Origin of the sequence: Vreelandella indica (genome assembly GCF_037070225.1) — a bacterium.
In the GTDB taxonomy this organism is placed as follows: domain Bacteria; phylum Pseudomonadota; class Gammaproteobacteria; order Pseudomonadales; family Halomonadaceae; genus Vreelandella; species Vreelandella arctica.
Window position 1 is genome coordinate 38,008 of sequence record NZ_JBANSO010000024.1, and the last position, 15,908, is coordinate 53,915.

The 15,908-nt window shown below is 55.5% G+C and carries 14 protein-coding genes; 8 read left to right on the top strand and 6 right to left on the bottom strand.

The annotated features are described in order from the left end of the window. The first annotated feature begins 41 nt into the window (after nucleotides 1-41). The 8 genes from rimP (at nucleotide 42) to V8L71_RS15890 (ending at nucleotide 10,134) form a co-directional block, all read left to right on the top strand. Nucleotides 42-503: a ribosome maturation factor RimP gene (rimP, locus tag V8L71_RS15855; RefSeq protein WP_008958796.1), complete on the top strand. Its 462-nt coding sequence runs from the start codon at nucleotides 42-44 to the stop codon at nucleotides 501-503. Nucleotides 504-575: 72 nt separating this feature from the next. Next, nucleotides 576-2,090 carry a transcription termination factor NusA gene (nusA, locus tag V8L71_RS15860; RefSeq protein ID WP_008958797.1) on the top strand — a complete coding sequence of 505 codons (1,515 nt, stop codon included), beginning with the start codon at nucleotides 576-578 and terminating at the stop codon, nucleotides 2,088-2,090. Between the two features lie 27 nt (nucleotides 2,091-2,117). Beyond that, a complete protein-coding gene (infB, locus tag V8L71_RS15865) occupies nucleotides 2,118-4,697 on the top strand; it encodes a translation initiation factor IF-2 (RefSeq protein WP_101145695.1) in 2,580 nt (859 codons plus the stop codon). Nucleotides 4,698-4,715: 18 nt separating this feature from the next. Then, the gene (gene rbfA / locus V8L71_RS15870) at nucleotides 4,716-5,126 is read left to right on the top strand and encodes a 30S ribosome-binding factor RbfA (RefSeq protein WP_101145694.1); all 411 of its coding nucleotides are present in this window, start codon (nucleotides 4,716-4,718) and stop codon (nucleotides 5,124-5,126) included. Further along, the gene (truB, locus tag V8L71_RS15875) at nucleotides 5,126-6,046 is read left to right on the top strand and encodes a tRNA pseudouridine(55) synthase TruB (protein WP_101145693.1); all 921 of its coding nucleotides are present in this window, start codon (nucleotides 5,126-5,128) and stop codon (nucleotides 6,044-6,046) included. The genes rbfA and truB overlap by 1 nt, the downstream gene beginning before the upstream one ends. 129 nt (nucleotides 6,047-6,175) lie before the next feature. Then, nucleotides 6,176-6,445: a 30S ribosomal protein S15 gene (rpsO, locus tag V8L71_RS15880; protein WP_007111823.1), complete on the top strand. Its 270-nt coding sequence runs from the start codon at nucleotides 6,176-6,178 to the stop codon at nucleotides 6,443-6,445. Nucleotides 6,446-6,608: 163 nt separating this feature from the next. Further along, nucleotides 6,609-8,777 (top strand): polyribonucleotide nucleotidyltransferase, encoded by a 2,169-nt coding sequence (gene pnp / locus V8L71_RS15885; RefSeq protein ID WP_101145691.1) that lies wholly within the window; start codon nucleotides 6,609-6,611, stop codon nucleotides 8,775-8,777. Between the two features lie 187 nt (nucleotides 8,778-8,964). Beyond that, complete coding sequence (locus V8L71_RS15890; RefSeq protein WP_101145690.1) at nucleotides 8,965-10,134, top strand: MFS transporter; 1,170 nt, start codon at nucleotides 8,965-8,967, stop codon at nucleotides 10,132-10,134. Nucleotides 10,135-10,204: 70 nt separating this feature from the next. Here V8L71_RS15890 and V8L71_RS15895 read toward each other — a convergent pair whose 3' ends face one another. The 6 genes from V8L71_RS15895 to pcnB all read right to left on the bottom strand — a co-directional run bounded on the left by V8L71_RS15895 (nucleotide 10,205) and on the right by pcnB (nucleotide 15,760). Continuing rightward, the gene (locus tag V8L71_RS15895; protein WP_101145689.1) at nucleotides 10,205-11,383 is read right to left on the bottom strand and encodes an acetyl-CoA C-acetyltransferase; all 1,179 of its coding nucleotides are present in this window, start codon (nucleotides 11,381-11,383) and stop codon (nucleotides 10,205-10,207) included. 205 nt (nucleotides 11,384-11,588) lie between these two features. Then, nucleotides 11,589-11,969, bottom strand: coding sequence for an aspartate 1-decarboxylase (gene panD / locus V8L71_RS15900; RefSeq protein WP_101145688.1), 381 nt, complete (start codon nucleotides 11,967-11,969; stop codon nucleotides 11,589-11,591). Nucleotides 11,970-11,997: 28 nt separating this feature from the next. Next, entirely contained in the window at nucleotides 11,998-12,870 is an 873-nt protein-coding gene (gene panC / locus V8L71_RS15905; protein WP_336274723.1) for a pantoate--beta-alanine ligase, read from the bottom strand. Between the two features lie 56 nt (nucleotides 12,871-12,926). Next, nucleotides 12,927-13,718: a 3-methyl-2-oxobutanoate hydroxymethyltransferase gene (gene panB, locus V8L71_RS15910; RefSeq protein ID WP_101145686.1), complete on the bottom strand. Its 792-nt coding sequence runs from the start codon at nucleotides 13,716-13,718 to the stop codon at nucleotides 12,927-12,929. A 153-nt stretch (nucleotides 13,719-13,871) separates the two neighbouring features. Beyond that, nucleotides 13,872-14,366, bottom strand: a complete 495-nt coding sequence (gene folK / locus V8L71_RS15915) for a 2-amino-4-hydroxy-6-hydroxymethyldihydropteridine diphosphokinase (protein ID WP_101145685.1) — start codon at nucleotides 14,364-14,366, stop codon at nucleotides 13,872-13,874. A gap of 11 nt (nucleotides 14,367-14,377) precedes the next feature. Further along, nucleotides 14,378-15,760, bottom strand: coding sequence for a polynucleotide adenylyltransferase PcnB (gene pcnB / locus V8L71_RS15920; RefSeq protein WP_336274724.1), 1,383 nt, complete (start codon nucleotides 15,758-15,760; stop codon nucleotides 14,378-14,380). Nucleotides 15,761-15,908: the final 148 nt, after the last annotated feature.

Genomic DNA, 15,908 nt, shown 5'->3' on the forward strand with positions numbered 1-15,908 from the left:
CTGGCCAGGTGCCTGATGCAACGGCTATAGGAGCTTTGTCTGTGGCCACTAAACACGCTGCGCTTCACGCGCTGATCGAACCTGTTGTTGCTGCCATGGGCTTTGAACTATGGGGCATCGACCATCTTTCCCAGGGCAAAAATTCGCGGCTGGTGATCTACATCGAGCGCGAGAGTGGCGTTAGCGTGGAAGACTGCGCAGATATTAGCCGCCAAGTCAGTGCTGTTATGGATGTGGAAGACCCCATTGCCGGTGAGTATCGGTTGGAAGTCTCCTCGCCAGGCATGGCACGTCCCTTGTATTCCCTGGATCAGTTTACCCGCTTTCAAGGTCATCACGTCGCGCTCAAGCTGCGCACTGCCTTTGACGGGCGGCGCAAGTATCAAGGGCTTCTGGTCGGTGTTGAGGGAGATGAAGTACTCATTCAACTGGATGGCGAAGAGTATTGCTTTCCTATTGAGAGTATTGATTCTGCTCACATTGTACCGCAGTTCGACGATTAACCGAGTGGCGGCGCTGCCGGCAGGCTGCCGGGGTGATGCACATAAGGATAGGTTTTCTGGCGAGGCATACGCATGAGTAAAGAAATTTTAATGGTCGTTGACGCGATCTCCAATGAGAAGGGCGTCCCACGTGACGTCATCTTCGAAGCGGTAGAAGCCGCTCTTGCGAGCGCGTCACGTAAGCGTTTTGACAAAGAAGAAGCCAATGTGCGCGTCCATATTGACCGTCGCACCGGTGAATACGAAACCTTCCGCTTTTGGACTGTCGTAGAAGACGACGAGTTTGAAACGCCAGATTACGAAATTAAAGAGACCATCGCCGAGCAGCGTGATCCGCCGCTAAAATTGGGCGATGTGGTCGAAAAAACCATCGAAAACGCATCGTTTGGTCGTATTGCAGCGCAAACCGCTAAGCAGGTTATCGTACAGAAAGTACGTGAAGCTGAGCGGGCTGAAGTCGTACGCCAATACGCAGATCGTGAAGGCGAACTGGTTGCTGGCATTGTTAAGAAAACCACCCGCGACGGCCTGATCATTGATTTGGGCGAAAACGCTGAAGCGTTTTTACCCCGCAATGAAATGATCCACGGTGAGCGTTACCGCATGAATGAGCGGGTGCGTGCCCTGTTGGTCAAAGTAGACCCGGACGCTCGTGGCGCCCAGCTCCAGCTGTCGCGGACATGTCCCGAGCTGATTATTGAGCTGTTCAAAATTGAAGTGCCTGAAATCGCTGAGCAGCTGATTGAGATTAAAGGGGCTGCGCGGGATCCCGGTTCGCGCGCCAAAATTGCGGTTAAAACCAATGATCGCCGTATCGACCCCGTGGGTGCCTGTGTGGGTATGCGCGGTTCGCGAGTTCAAGCAGTTTCGTCCGAGCTGCAAAACGAGCGTGTCGATATTGTGTTGTGGGACGACAATCCCGCCCAGTTGGTAATTAATGCCATGGCGCCCGCCGATGTTGGGTCTATCCTTGTTGACGAAGATGCCCACGCGATGGACGTGGCCGTGGCGCAAGATAATCTGGCTCAGGCCATTGGCCGTAGCGGCCAGAACGTGCGTTTAGCCTCTGAGCTTACCGGCTGGCGGATTAACGTCATGACCGAAGAAGAAGCAGAGTCTAAGCGCGACCAAGAGATTGATAGCCTGGTGGACTCTTTCATCCAGCACCTTGAAGTGGATGAAGATGTCGCTCGCCTGTTGGTGGAAGAGGGGTTCACTACCCTGGAAGAAGTCGCCTACGTGCCGATGGAAGAGATGCTCGAAATCGAAGAGTTCGATGAAGAATTAGTAGAGCAGCTACGCGCACGTGCGAAAGACGAGCTGCTGACGATGGCAATTGCCTCGGAAGAAGCGCTAGACGGTGCCCAGCCAGCAGCTGATCTGCTGGAGATGGATGGCATGGAACGCCACCTGGCCTTCATTTTGGCCAGTCGCGGCATTGTCACTATGGAAGATCTCGCCGAGCAGTCTGTCGACGATCTGGTCGATATCGAGGAGTTGGACGAAGCGCGCGCAGCGGCACTGATCATGACTGCCCGTGCGCCCTGGTTTGAAGTCGATGACGCATCGGATTCGAACACACAGTAAACAGGTCACGGGCTGAGGAGGGTCAATATGTCAGATATGACAGTTAAAGATTTCGCAGGAAAGGTGGGCCGTGATGTGCCCCGCCTACTAGAGCAAATGAAAGAAGCAGGTTTAAAGCACGCTCGAGAAAGCGATGCTGTGTCTGAAGAAGATAAGCAAAAACTGCTGAGTTTCTTGAAGAAAAGCCACGGTGGTAGCGACACCGCTGAAGCGGGCAAAAACCGCATCACGCTGACGCGCAAAACCCGTAGCCGTATTAATACCGGCGAGCGCGGCAAAACTATCGAAGTGCAGGTACGTAAGAAAAAGACTTACGTCAAAAGCGCTGAAGATGAGAAGCCGAAAGCGCCAGAGCCTAGCTACACCGGCCCACGCCAGTTAGTGGGTGATATGGCGGAAGCGGAAGCTGAGCGCAAAGTAAACGATGCGCGTGTCGCTGAAGAAAAAGCAGCTGCGCAGAAGGCCCAGGCAGCTAAAGCGGCTGAAGAAGCTGCGAGCAAGAAAGAAGCCGCTGCTAAGAAGCCAGCTGACGCCAAGCCGAAAGCTGAAAAGGCGCCTGTAACGCCTGCTCTCGACGTGCCTAATCTGCAAATCGACGATACCCCGTCGGGCGACGACATGCCGCCAGCGCCGCCGAAAGAAGGCCGCTCTGACCGCCGTACCGCGCCGCCGAAGAAAACGGCAGCAAAGGCCAAAGGTCGTCGTGACGATGAAGATCGTGGTGAGCGTGAAGAGCGTAAGCGTGGCGGCGGTGGCAAGAAGGTAAAACGTGCCGAGCAACGTCGTGGCGGTCGCCGTGGTGGCAACCAGACCGGCAATGGCAAGCACGCCTTCCAGAAACCGACCCAGCCGATCGTGCGTGAAGTGTCGATCCCTGAGTCTATCAGCGTGGCGGAATTGGCCGACAAAATGTCGATCAAGGCCAACGAAGTGATCAAGGCCATGTTTAACATGGGCGCAGCGGTCACCATCAACCAAACCATCGATCAGGATACGGCTGCGATCGTGGTGGAAGAGATGGGCCACACGCCGAAGCTGGTGAAAGATGACGCGCTGGAAACGGAAATGCTCGAAGGCATCTCCTACGAAGGCGAAGAGATCACTCGTTCACCGGTCGTGACCGTGATGGGTCACGTCGACCACGGTAAAACATCGCTGCTGGATTATATCCGTAAAGCGAAAGTGGCCACCGGTGAAGCGGGTGGTATCACCCAGCACATTGGCGCGTACCACGTGGAAGATAACCACGGTGGCGTGACCTTCCTGGATACGCCTGGTCACGCGGCGTTTACCGCCATGCGTGCCCGTGGTGCCAAGGCAACGGACGTGGTCATTCTCGTTGTCGCAGCGGATGACGGCGTGATGCCGCAGACGATTGAGGCGATTGAGCACTCCAAAGCCGCTGAAGTACCCATGGTGGTGGCGGTGAACAAGATCGATAAGCAGGGCATCGATCTGGATCGCATCAAAAACGAACTTTCGCAGCACGGCGTTATTTCGGAAGAGTGGGGCGGTGATACTCAGTTCGTTCACGTGTCTGCTAAGACCGGTGAAGGTATGGAAGAGCTGCTGGAAGCGATCCAGCTGGCCTCCGAAGTGCTTGAGCTGAAAGCTGTGCCTTCCGCACCAGGTAAAGGGGTTGTGGTTGAATCGCGCCTTGATAAAGGTCGTGGTCCGGTCGCTACCGTACTGGTTCAAAACGGCACGCTGAGAAAGGGCGATATCGTCCTGGCTGGCCTGCACTACGGCCGCGTACGTGCGCTGACCAACGAACTTGCCCAGCAAGTCGATGAAGTTGGCCCGGCCATGCCGGTCGAGATTCAAGGCTTGGGTGGCACGCCGGATGCCGGTGACGACTTCATGGTCGTGGCCGACGAGAAGAAAGCCCGCGAAGTGGCTAACTTCCGTCAAGGCAAATACCGCGAAGTGCGCCTGGCGCGTCAGCAGAAGGCCAAGCTGGAGAACATGTTCAGCCAGATGGGTCAAGACGAAGTGGCCAAGGTCAACATCGTCCTCAAAGCCGACGTACAAGGCTCGCTGGAAGCGATCAAAGGCGCCCTGGAAGAGCTCTCCACTGATGAAGTCGAAGTGGCTGTGGTCTCCTCGGGTGTGGGCGGTATCACCGGTACCGATGCCAACTTGGCGCTCGCGTCAGAAGCCATCGTGGTCGGCTTTAACGTCCGTGCCGATGCCGCTGCCCGTGAGATCGTTGAGCGCGAAGGCCTGGATCTGCGTTACTACAGCGTTATTTACCAATTGATCGACGAGGTCAAGCAGGCGATGAGCGGTATGCTCGCACCTGAGTGGAAAGAAGAGATCGTCGGTATTGCTGAAGTGCGCGATGTATTCCGTGCGCCGAAGATTGGTGCTATCGCTGGCTGTATGGTCATCGAAGGCAACGTCCATCGTAATAAGAAGATCCGCGTATTGCGTGATGACGTGGTGATCTACGAAGGCGAGCTCGAATCGCTGCGCCGCTTCAAAGACGATGTGCAGGAAGTGCGCAACGGCATGGAGTGTGGCATCGGCGTGAAGAACTACAACGATGTCCAAGTCGGCGATAAGATCGAAGTCTTCGACCAAGTGAAGGTCGAGCGTAGCCTGTAAGGCTGCGAGGAGCTAACCATGCGCGAATTTAAGCGTACCGACCGGGTAGCCGACCAGCTCCAAAAGGAGCTGGCGGTACTGATCCAGCGTGAAGTGAAAGACCCACGTTTAGGTATGGTCACGGTCAGCGGTGTTACCGTTAGTCGTGATCTTGGCTACTCTGACGTCTACGTCACTCTGTTGGGTGAGCAAGAGCCCGAGCGTATTAAGGAAAACCTGCAGGTGCTTAAGCGTGCTGCTGGTTTTCTAAGAAGTCAGATTGCTAAGCGCATCAAGCTACGTCATGTGCCAGAACTACGTTTTCATTTCGATGAAAGTGTGGTGCGTGGTCAGCAGCTCTCTTCATTGATTGATGAAGCGGTGACCACGGATCGTGCACGCTATCAAAATGACGAGGATGACGCCGAGCAAAGTGAGGAAACTCGCTAGTGGCGCGTCAACGTCGAGGTTTACCGGTTAATGGCGTGCTGCTGCTGGATAAGCCTAAGGGCGTTTCCAGCAACCATGCGCTGCAGCGTGTTCGTCGGCTGTTCCAGGCTCAAAAAGCTGGGCATACCGGCACGCTAGACCCGATGGCAACCGGCTTATTGCCGATTTGCCTTGGGGAAGCCACTAAGTTCTCGTCGCACTTGCTTGAAGCCGACAAGGTGTATCGCACCCGGGTAGAACTGGGGGTAATCACCGATACCGGCGATGCGGAAGGCTCGGTGATGGAGCAGCATGAAGTTCCCAGCCTAAGCGTCGATGATGTGGAAGCTGTGCTCACCCGTTTTCGCGGTGAGATTGACCAAGTGCCGCCCATGTATTCGGCGCTAAAGCATCAGGGCAAAAAACTCTACGAGCTGGCCCGTGAAGGCAAACACGTAGAGCGTGCAGCACGGCGGATAAGCGTGTATGATGCGCGCCTGCTATCGTTTGAAGGCACTGCTTTCGAGCTGGAAGTAAGCTGCAGTAAAGGCACTTACATCCGCACGTTAGCCGAAGATATAGGTCAAGCGCTTGGCTGTGGAGCGCACATCAGTCAGCTAAGAAGGCTCAAAACGGGGCCTTTTTTAGCCGACGCGATGTGGACGCTAGAGGCACTGGAAGCATTGGCCGACCAAGCCGCCTTGGAAGCTGAGCTAATGCCTGTGGATGTGCTGGTGAATCATTTACCGTTACTAACAGTCGATGACACCGCACACGCCCGTTTGGCCCATGGCCAGCCCGCTACTCTCGAAACCGGCGCATTAGCCGCGGACGACGTAGCCCGACTTTATTATGCCGAGACGTTTATCGGCCTTGGTGTAGTGAAAGGTGCCCAGGAAGTGTCGCCTAAGCGGCTGTTAAGTACCGTCGCTATCTCGTAAGGCCTGTTGCAAGGACGCCGCAGACTACGTGAAAATAGTAAGATGCAAGACGCACATAGTAGCTTGAGACTGCAAATATGCGTGGTCTCACCCATTCATTTTTAGGCATATTGCTTACTGGAGATACAGATGGCTTTAACCGCTGAGAAGAAGGCCGAGATCGTCACTGAATACGGCCGCGGCGATAACGATACCGGTTCCCCTGAAGTGCAGGTTGCACTGCTGAGCGCCAACATCAATGGCCTGCAGGACCACTTCAAGACCAACAAGCAGGATCACCACTCTCGTCGTGGTCTGATCCGCATGGTTAACCAGCGTCGTAAGCTGCTGGACTACCTAAAGCGTAAAGATTTCGAACGCTATCAGTCTCTGATTCAGCGTTTAGGTCTGCGTCGTTAAGCGTTAACGGCAACGATTAGAAACGGGCAGCTCCCAAGGAGCTGCCCGTTTTTTTATGTTTCGAGTTGACGACGAGAGGGAACAGGTAGCCCTAACGCGCTCCAGCGCCTAGAATGGTAACGAGTCAAAACGACCTAAACGAATAGACAAGTAGATATTGATAATGCTGAAGGAAGTCGCTGTGAATCCGGTAAAGAAAACGTTCCAGTACGGTCGTAGCACCGTCACGCTCGAAACCGGGCGTATTGCTCGCCAAGCTACCGGCGCTGTCATGGTAACAATGGATGACACCGTCGTACTGTGTACCGTGGTTGCTCGAAAAGAAGCTAACCCGAGCCAGCCCTTTTTCCCCCTCTCGGTACACTACCAAGAGAAAACCTACGCAGTGGGCAAAATTCCTGGCGGCTTCTTCAAGCGCGAAGGGCGCCCCACTGAAAAAGAGACGCTAACCTCGCGCCTGATTGACCGCCCTATCCGCCCGCTGTTCCCCAAAGGCTTTATGAACGAAGTGCAGGTTGTCTGTACCGTTCTCTCTACCGATCGTAACCACGATCCGGATATTGCCGCTTTGCTTGGCACCTCCGCGGCGCTGAGTATCTCTGGCGTACCGTTTAGTGGCCCGATTGGCGCGGCTCGCGTTGGCTTTAACGAAGAGAAAGGCTACTTCCTCAACCCGACGGTTGAAGAACTGGCCACCTCTGAGCTCGACATGGTCGTTGCCGGTACTGAAAAGGCCGTGCTGATGGTTGAGTCCGAAGCCAAAGAGCTGCTTGAAGACGAGATGCTGGGTGCCGTACTGTTCGGTCATCAGGAGATGCAGGTCGCCATCAGTGCGATCAACGAGCTGGTCGCTGAGGCGGGCAAGCCGCGCTGGGAATGGCAGGCAGCTGAAGAAAACGTGGCGCTTAAAGCCGCCATGGCCGATGCCTTTGAAGCGAAAGTGGGCGATGCCTATCGCATCACTGACAAGATGCAGCGCCAAGATGCGCTAGCTGAGCTGAAAGCTCAAGCCATTGAGCAGCTGGCAGCCGATGAAGGCGAACCGGTTAATGACAAGTTCAGTAAAGATGACGTGAAAGGTGCCTTTGCTGGATTGGAAAAACGCGTTGTCCGTTCACGCGTGGTAAAAGGCGAGCCGCGCATTGACGGTCGTGATAACCAAACCGTGCGCCCCTTGGCCATCGAAGTCGGTGTGCTGCCCAAAGCGCACGGTTCTGCTGTGTTCACTCGCGGTGAGACCCAGGCGATTGCCGTGGCAACGTTGGGCACGCTGCGTGATTCTCAGCTCATCGAATCGTTGGAAGGTGAGCGTAAAGACCGCTTTATGCTGCACTACAACTTCCCTCCCTACTCAGTGGGCGAAGCTGGCTTTATGGGTGGCCCGAAACGTCGTGAAATCGGTCACGGCCGCTTGGCGCGTCGTGGCGTGCAGGCCATGCTGCCCGCCGAAGATGCTTTCCCGTATACCATTCGTGTAGTGTCCGAAATCACCGAGTCTAACGGTTCAAGCTCGATGGCTTCTGTATGTGGCTCTTCGCTGGCCTTGATGGACGCGGGTGTGCCGTTGAAAGCACCGGTCGCTGGTATTGCCATGGGCTTGGTGAAAGACGCCGATGGCTTTGCCGTCTTGACCGATATCCTGGGTGACGAAGATCACCTTGGTGATATGGACTTTAAAGTGGCCGGTTCGGAAGAGGGCATCACCGCCCTGCAGATGGACATCAAGATCGAAGGCATCAACGAAGAGATTATGGAGCTCGCGCTGCAACAAGCACTGACCGCGCGTTTGAGTATTCTCGAGCAGATGAATGTCGTGATCAGCCAGAGCCGTAGCGATGTCTCCGACAACGCGCCGTCCATGGCAACCATTAAAATCGATCCTGATAAGATTCGTGACGTTATCGGTAAAGGCGGCGCGACGATTCGCAAAATTTGCGAAGACACCGGCGCCTCCATCGATCTCGACGACGATGGCACCGTCCGTATCTATGCGGAAGATAAAGCCGCTGCGAAACGTGCCATCGATACCGTACTGGCGATTACCGCCGAAGCGGAAATTGGCAAGCTGTATAACGGCAAGGTCGTACGTATTGCCGACTTCGGTGCGTTTGTTAACATCATGCCGGGAACCGATGGCCTGGTACACATCTCGCAGATCGTTGCTGAGCGCGTTAATAACGTGCGCGACTTCTTGAACGAAGGCGACGACGTGATCGTTAAGGTGCTCGATATCGACAACCGCAACCGCGTGAAGCTGTCGATGAAAGAGATCACCGAAGAAGAGAAAGCTGCTTTTGCCGCAGAAGCAACAGAAGCCGAAGCCACGATTTAATCAGTTCAATTTAAATCGCTAATTAGGTTTTTGTTATCGCCCTCGTAGCCTCTGGCTGCGGGGGCGATATTTTTTGGTTAGGATTAGTTTTATTAGAGATTGTTTTATTAGTATTTATTTTGCTCGATAAGGTTTTGTTCGGTAAAGGTTTTTAAGCGGTTACTTAGAGAGCGTTAGGGAGCAGTAAATGGAGCAGGAACAAGCGCCACACTGGTGGGCGGTGGTGGCCGTAATGATCGGCATTTTTTTATTGGTGACCGCTGAACAGTTGCCGATTGGGCTGCTCTCTCAAGTGGCCGCTTCAATGGGTGTTACGCCAGGTATGGCGGGCTTGATGGTCACCGTACCTGGCGTCGTCGCTGCCTTTTCAGCCCCGCTGTTACCGGTCGCGGTGGGGCGCTTGGATAGGCGCATCATGCTCACGGTATTGATGATCGTCATGGTCGCCGGGAGTGTGTTGTCGGCCCTGGCGAGCAGTTTCATACTGCTGCTTGCCGCTCGGGTGTTGGTGGGGCTTAGTATTGGTGGGTTTTGGGCCGTTGCCGGCAGTATTGCCCCGCGCCTAGTGCCTGAAGCGCAGGTGCCAAAAGCAATGACGATGATCTTTGGTGGCGTGGCGGCAGCCTCCGTGCTGGGGGTGCCACTAGGCACGCTGCTGGGGGACCTTAGTAACTGGCGCGTCGCCTTTGGCACGTTGGGCGTTTTTAGCCTACTAACGGCGATTGCGCTGTGGTGCTGGCTGCCGCCATTACCACCAAGGGAACCGGTGCGCCTGCGGGTATTGGCGCAGCAATTCAGCAATCGCGGTGTGCGGATAGCGGTGTTAACCACGGGCTTTGTGGTGGTTGGCCACTTTGCCGCCTACACCTTTATTAGCCCCATTCTGCAAGAGATCAGCGGTATTTCCCAACGGCATGTGGGGAGCTTGCTATTGCTTTATGGGGCGGCAGGCATTGTGGGCAATATTGCGGCAGGCATGTTTGCCGGTCGTCACCCTTACCGCGCCGTGCTGGCGATTCCCAGCCTGTTGCTGCTTGTTGTGGCTGTGTTCCCCGTGCTGGGTGTGCAGCCGAGCAGCGGCGTTATGTTGTTGATGGCGTGGGGGGCGGTATTTGGCAGCGTCTCGGTCAGCATCCAGACCTGGATTTTACGCACCGCGCCGAATACCGAGGCCGCCACGGCTTTGATGGCCTTCACTTTCAATATGTCTATTGGTCTCGGGGCCATGCTGGGTGGGCGTATTGTCGATGGTACTAGCTTACCCATTGCCATGTGGGCGGCTTCGGGGCTATTCCTGCTGGGGGCACTATTGGTGCTGAGCACACCTGCCAGAGTGGTCGGTGAAAAGTCACGCTGATCAACTACAAGCCAAAAAAATGCCCCCGCCGTAACGGGGGCATAGGTGATTGGTTAACCGAAGACGTTTATTAAGAACGCTCAATGGCCAGTGCGACACCCTGGCCGCCGCCGATACACAGCGTCGCGAGGCCTTTTTTAGCATCACGAGCAATCATTTCGTGCAGCAGTGATACCAGTACGCGGCAACCGGAAGCGCCAATCGGGTGGCCAAGGGCGATGGCGCCGCCATTAACGTTCACCTTGCTGACATCCCAGCCAAGCTCTTTATTGACGGATAACGCTTGTGCTGCAAACGCTTCGTTGGCTTCTGCTAAATCTAGATCATCCAAGCTCCAGCCAGCTTTCTCTAGACAGCGGCGAGTAGCAGGCGCAGGACCGATCCCCATAATAGCCGGGTCAACAGCGGCGTTGGCGTAAGCGGCAATACGCGCTAGCGGCTCCAGGCCAAGTTCTTTAGCTTTTTCAGCGGAGCAAATCATCACCACGGCCGCACCATCGTTTAATGAAGAGGCGTTACCTGCCGTAACGGTGCCATCTTTTTTAAACGCTGGCTTCATGCCCGCCAGTTTTTCGACGGTGACTTCGCGCGGGTTTTCGTCGGTATCAAAGACGATTGGGTCGCCTTTACGCTGAGGAATTTCTACCGGCACGATTTGGCTTTTGAATTTGCCCTCTTTAATAGCGTTCGCAGCGTTCTGCTGAGATTGAGCAGCAAATTTATCCATCTCTTCGCGGGTAATACCGTACTTCTCGGCTAAGTTCTCAGCGGTAATGCCCATGTGGTAGTCGTTGAACGCGTCCCACAGGCCGTCATGCACCATGGTATCGATGGCTTTCCAATCGCCCATACGCTGACCATTGCGGGAATTGGGTAGGACGTGGGGAGACGCTGACATATTTTCCTGGCCGCCAGCCAGAATCAGGTCGGCATCGCCGCAGCGAATTGCCTGCGTGGCGAGGTGAATCGCTTTCAGACCCGAGCCACATACTTTGTTGATGGTCATGGCGGGTACCGAGGCCGGTAGGCCGCCTTTGATCGATGCTTGGCGAGCTGGGTTTTGGCCGACGCCTGCGGTCAACACCTGGCCTAGCAGTACTTCATCAACTTGGTCGGGGGCTACACCGGTTGATGAGAGGATATCTTTAATGACTAAAGCGCCAAGGTCACTTGCCGGGATGCCAGCCAGTGAACCACCAAAGGCACCAACAGCGGTGCGGCGTGCCGCAACAATGACTACTTCTTTCATAAGATGACTCCTGGAGTTAAAAGCAGGCAGTCTGATTCCAGATGCCCAGTTGGCGTACTCTGTCAGCCGTACTCTTTTAGACGTGCTCTGTCAGCCGTCTCTTCAGCATAGGGGAAGGGTGTGCATTGCGGCAATACGCTTTTATAAGCAAATTAAAACGGGCCACAAAATGGCCCGTTTTAGAAAAGTGTGAAGTGTTCTACCTCTACGCTAACTGCACCGGAATAATATTACTGGTGTGGCTGACGTGGTTGCCTTCCTGGAGATACACCAGCGCGGGCTGATGCTTTTCCAATTCGGCTTCAGTGTAGTGGGCGTAGCTGCAGATAATAATGCGATGGCCAGGGGCGGCGAGGTGAGCAGCGGCGCCATTGATCGAGATCAGCCGAGAGCCTTCCTCACCGCGGATAGCATATGTGGTAAAACGCTCGCCGTTTTCGACGTTATAAATCTGAATCTGCTCGTTTTCGCGAATACCCGCCATATCCAGCAGATCGCCATCGATGGCACAGGAGCCTTCGTAATTGAGCACTGCATGAGTAACGCGTGCCATGTGCAGTTTGGCTTTGAGCATAATGGTATGCATGGGAGTTCCTCTATGACCGGTTGTTAGTTTATTGGCTGGCAGAGCTGGTAGTGCTGCCTGGGAGTTGTACCGTCACGTTGTCGATCAATCGCGCTGGGCCTAGCTTGGCGGCGGCCAGCAGTATCGCTTGGCGAGTGGTGGGACTCACTGGCGCGAGCGTGGTCTCACGTAGTTCCAGATAGTCCGGCGTAAAGCCTGCTTCATAGAGCGCGGTTTTGCCTTGCTTAAGGGCTGTTTCGATAGCCGCGCCGTGTTCAAGGCTATCGCGTAGCGTACACAGCGTGCGATATAGCGCGGGCGCTTTCGCACGCTCCTCGCTGCTTAAATAACCATTTCGCGATGACAGCGCCAAGCCATCCTCGGCACGCACGATCGGCACACCGATAATCTCGATGGGCATGTGCAGATCCCGCACCAGCTTGCGAATGACGGCAAGCTGTTGGTAATCCTTTTCGCCGAAGCAGGCAATGTCTGGCTGGACGAGGTTGAACAGCATGCTGACGACGGTAGAAACCCCGTCGAAGTGGCCGGGACGCGAGCCACCGCACAACCCCTCGCCGACGACGGGTACATGAACACGGGTTTGAGCATCCAAGCCGTTTGGATAAAGTGAGCTCACCGCAGGTGCAAACAGCACGTCACAGCCAGCCTCAACCAACTGCGCCTGGTCGGCGTTAAAGGTCCGCGGATAGCCGTCTAAATCTTCCCCTAGGCCGAACTGCATCGGGTTGACAAACAGGCTTGAGACCACGATATCGGCGTGCTGGCGCGCGCAGGCCACCAGCGCTAAATGCCCCGCATGCAGGTTGCCCATCGTAGGCACCAGGGCAATGCGCTGGCCGCGCTGACGGTATTCCTGCAACGTACTGCGTAGCTGATCAATGTCTCGCAAAGTGCGCATAGTCAAGATGTCTTCTTCTAAAAGCGATCTACAAGAACGGTATTTAAAAACAGTATTTAAAAACAGTGCTCTGGGGCCGGGAACGTGCGCGATTTGACCGCTTCGTGGTAATGCTGGAAGGCTGTTTGAATACTGTCAGCGTCAACCATAAAGTTTTTCACGAAGCGCGGTGTGCGGCCATGGGTAACACCGAGTACATCGTGCATCACCAGGATCTGACCGTCGGTATCGGGCCCTGCACCAATACCGATGACTGGAACATCCAGCGCTTCGGTTACCGCTTTGCCCAGACTCGCGGGAACGCACTCAAGCAGAATCACCGAGGCGCCTGCCTCAACGAGGACTTTGGCATCATTAATGATCCGCTCAGCGTGAGCGGCATCGCGGCCCTGCACTTTATAACCGCCTAGCTGGTGCACGGTTTGTGGGGTTAAGCCAAGGTGGGCGCAGACCGGTACGCCGCGGCGAGTCAGTTTACGAATGCCATCGGCCATCCAGGCTTCGCCTTCCAGTTTGACCAATTCCGCACCCGCACGCATGACGGCGGCTGCATCTTCCAGCAGACGCTCAGTAGTGGCGTTGCTCATAAACGGCAAATCAACCATCAACAGGCTGTGGCCTTTACCGCGCGCTGCACAGCGAGTGTGGTAAACGATGTCCTCAATAGTGACAGGTAAGGTGCTGTTATGGCCTTGTAATACCATGCCTAGCGAATCACCGACCAGCAGTACATCAATGCCTGCCTGGCTTGCCGCGTGGGCAAAGGAAGCATCGTAAGCGGTCAGGCAACTGAACGTCTCGCCAGCCTGCTTGTAGGCCTGCAGCGTGCTTAGAGTGACGGTTTTCATGGCGTGCTCTCTTTATACAAGGCCACTGCGACATAGGCAGCGGCCATTATTGACGCTGCATCCCTGCATGCGCGAAGTGGCGTAACCGGCAATTGTTACCTGAATGGGGTGTCGGTGTCGAGATATGTGTCAGATGGTAGCATTGAGTGCACGCTAGGCGTCGGAGAGTCGTTCCAAGCTTTGGTCTTCAACGCCTTTAAGCCATGCTGATAGCGGCTGTTGGAGAAGGTTGAGTGAGGGCGCGATCTCTGCGAGCGGTAGCAGTACAAAGGCGCGGGCGGTCATTTGCGGGTGGGGTACTTGTAGGCGTGGCATGTTGATAGCGTTGTTGGCGTAGAGCAGCAGGTCAAGGTCAAGCGTGCGGGGCCCCCAATGCCGCTGGCGGCGGCGGCGATGCTGTTGTTCCAGCGCCTGCAGCTGGTCAAGCAAGGCCAGTGGCGAAAGGTGTGTTTCCAGCGCTGTCACGGCATTGACAAAGTCCGGTTGGTCTTGTGGCCCCACTGGGCGGCTGGCATACAGTGATGACGCCGCCACCAGACGGCTCAGCGGCAGCGTGTCAAGCTCTTTAAGCGCTGCGCGAAGCTGCTCTACAGGCGACTCAAGATTGCTGCCGAGGCCAATATAGGCGAGTTGAGGAGAGGTGCCCACGCGCAATCTCGCTACTCAGATGCCCGCGGTTTACGCCGCCGTTTGCGCCGGCCATCACCTTGACTCGCCGGGTCGCCGCCAACTTTTTGCAGCAAGCGACGCTGTTCGTGCTCATCGCCACACTGAAACGCGGTCCACCAGTCGCCTAAGCCACGCGGAATTTCACCCGCTTGTTCGCGCAACAGGAGTAGGTCGTAGCCCGCTCGGAAGCGTGGGTGCTCACGGGTTTGGAAGGCTTTTTTACCGCGTCGCTGAGGTAGTCGCTGCTGTAACTCCCAGATTTCCCGCATGGGAATACCAAAGCGCTTGGGAATTGATGTGAACTCTAACTGACGCGAAACCACCTGTTGAGCGGCTGCTTGAAGCGCGGGTATCGGCGGCATGCCCTCTTGCTCCAGCGCTTCCTGGCGCTGTTTGACCGGTGCCCATAAAAACGCTGCCAGCAGGAAGGCCGGGGTGACAGGGCGCTCTTCGGCAATGCGCTTATCGGTGTTGGTCAGCGCTTGTTCAATCAGCTCCTCGGCCCAGGCGGCATCAGCCATGGCTTCTTCGGCTTCAGGGAAGAGCATGCCAAACAGGCCGTAGTGGCTGAGTAGACGAAACGTGACTAAGCCATGACCCGACATAAACAGTTTGAGCACTTCATCGAATAGCCGCGCCGGGGGAATCTGCAGCAGCAGCGGCGCCTGATCGTACATCGGTGCTTCGGTGGCGGGGTCTAACGTGAAGTCGAGCTTAGCCGCAAAGCGCACCGCGCGTAGCATCCGTACCGGGTCTTCGCGGTAACGCGTCGCCGGGTCGCCAATCAGGCGCAGGGTGCGGGTTTCGATATCCCGGGCACCATTGGCAAAATCAGTAATGCTGAAGTCAGCGATATTGTAGTAGAGCGCATTAACGGTGAAGTCGCGCCGCAGTGCGTCCTCTTCGATGTTGCCCCATACGTTGTCGCGCAGCAGTAACCCTTCATCGGACTGGTGGGCAATATGATCGCCATGCTCGTCTTGGGGTTTGCCACGAAAGGTGGTGACCTCAATAACCTCACGGCCAAAGCGCACGTGGACAATCCGAAAACGGCGGCCGATCAGACGCGAGTTGCGAAACAGATCGCGAACCTGCTCGGGGGTGGCATTTGTCGCAACGTCGAAATCCTTGGGCATCTTGCCCAGCAGCGCGTCACGAATGCAGCCGCCCACCAAATAGGCATCGAACCCTGCGCCGCTAAGGCGGTAGAGCACTTTTAACGCGGCATCACTAATATGCTGGCGAGAAACAGGGTGCTCGGACCGTGGGATATTACGTGGGGAGAGGGCGGTGGTGGTGCTCTCTTGGGGATCGAGCAAGGTTTTCAATTGCTCCCCCGGGCTGTGTAGGAAACGGGTAAATCCTTTAAACATGCGATAATTTCAACTCGCAGGGTACGAAAAGATAGTCATTAGTAAGTACTTCAAACGAGCACTGAACATAAACAATTAGTGGCTGAGTGTAGCCGACCCTTGATGGCTTGCAAAGAGTGGCTTGCAAAGAGCTGCTTGCAAAGCACTT

Excerpts from the sequence above, each read along its gene's own strand:
- infB (WP_101145695.1), top strand. The coding sequence starts at position 2,118 with ATGTCAGATATGACAGTTAAAGATTTCGCAGGAAAGGTGGGCCGTGAT.
- panC (WP_336274723.1), bottom strand. The coding sequence starts at position 12,870 with ATGCGCACTTTGCGAGACATTGATCAGCTACGCAGTACGTTGCAGGAA.
- pcnB (WP_336274724.1), bottom strand. The coding sequence starts at position 15,760 with ATGTTTAAAGGATTTACCCGTTTCCTACACAGCCCGGGGGAGCAATTG.
- panD (WP_101145688.1), bottom strand. The coding sequence starts at position 11,969 with ATGCATACCATTATGCTCAAAGCCAAACTGCACATGGCACGCGTTACT.
- rpsO (WP_007111823.1), top strand. The coding sequence starts at position 6,176 with ATGGCTTTAACCGCTGAGAAGAAGGCCGAGATCGTCACTGAATACGGC.
- nusA (WP_008958797.1), top strand. The coding sequence starts at position 576 with ATGAGTAAAGAAATTTTAATGGTCGTTGACGCGATCTCCAATGAGAAG.
- rbfA (WP_101145694.1), top strand. The coding sequence starts at position 4,716 with ATGCGCGAATTTAAGCGTACCGACCGGGTAGCCGACCAGCTCCAAAAG.
- panB (WP_101145686.1), bottom strand. The coding sequence starts at position 13,718 with ATGAAAACCGTCACTCTAAGCACGCTGCAGGCCTACAAGCAGGCTGGC.
- V8L71_RS15895 (WP_101145689.1), bottom strand. The coding sequence starts at position 11,383 with ATGAAAGAAGTAGTCATTGTTGCGGCACGCCGCACCGCTGTTGGTGCC.
- V8L71_RS15890 (WP_101145690.1), top strand. The coding sequence starts at position 8,965 with ATGGAGCAGGAACAAGCGCCACACTGGTGGGCGGTGGTGGCCGTAATG.
- pnp (WP_101145691.1), top strand. The coding sequence starts at position 6,609 with ATGCTGAAGGAAGTCGCTGTGAATCCGGTAAAGAAAACGTTCCAGTAC.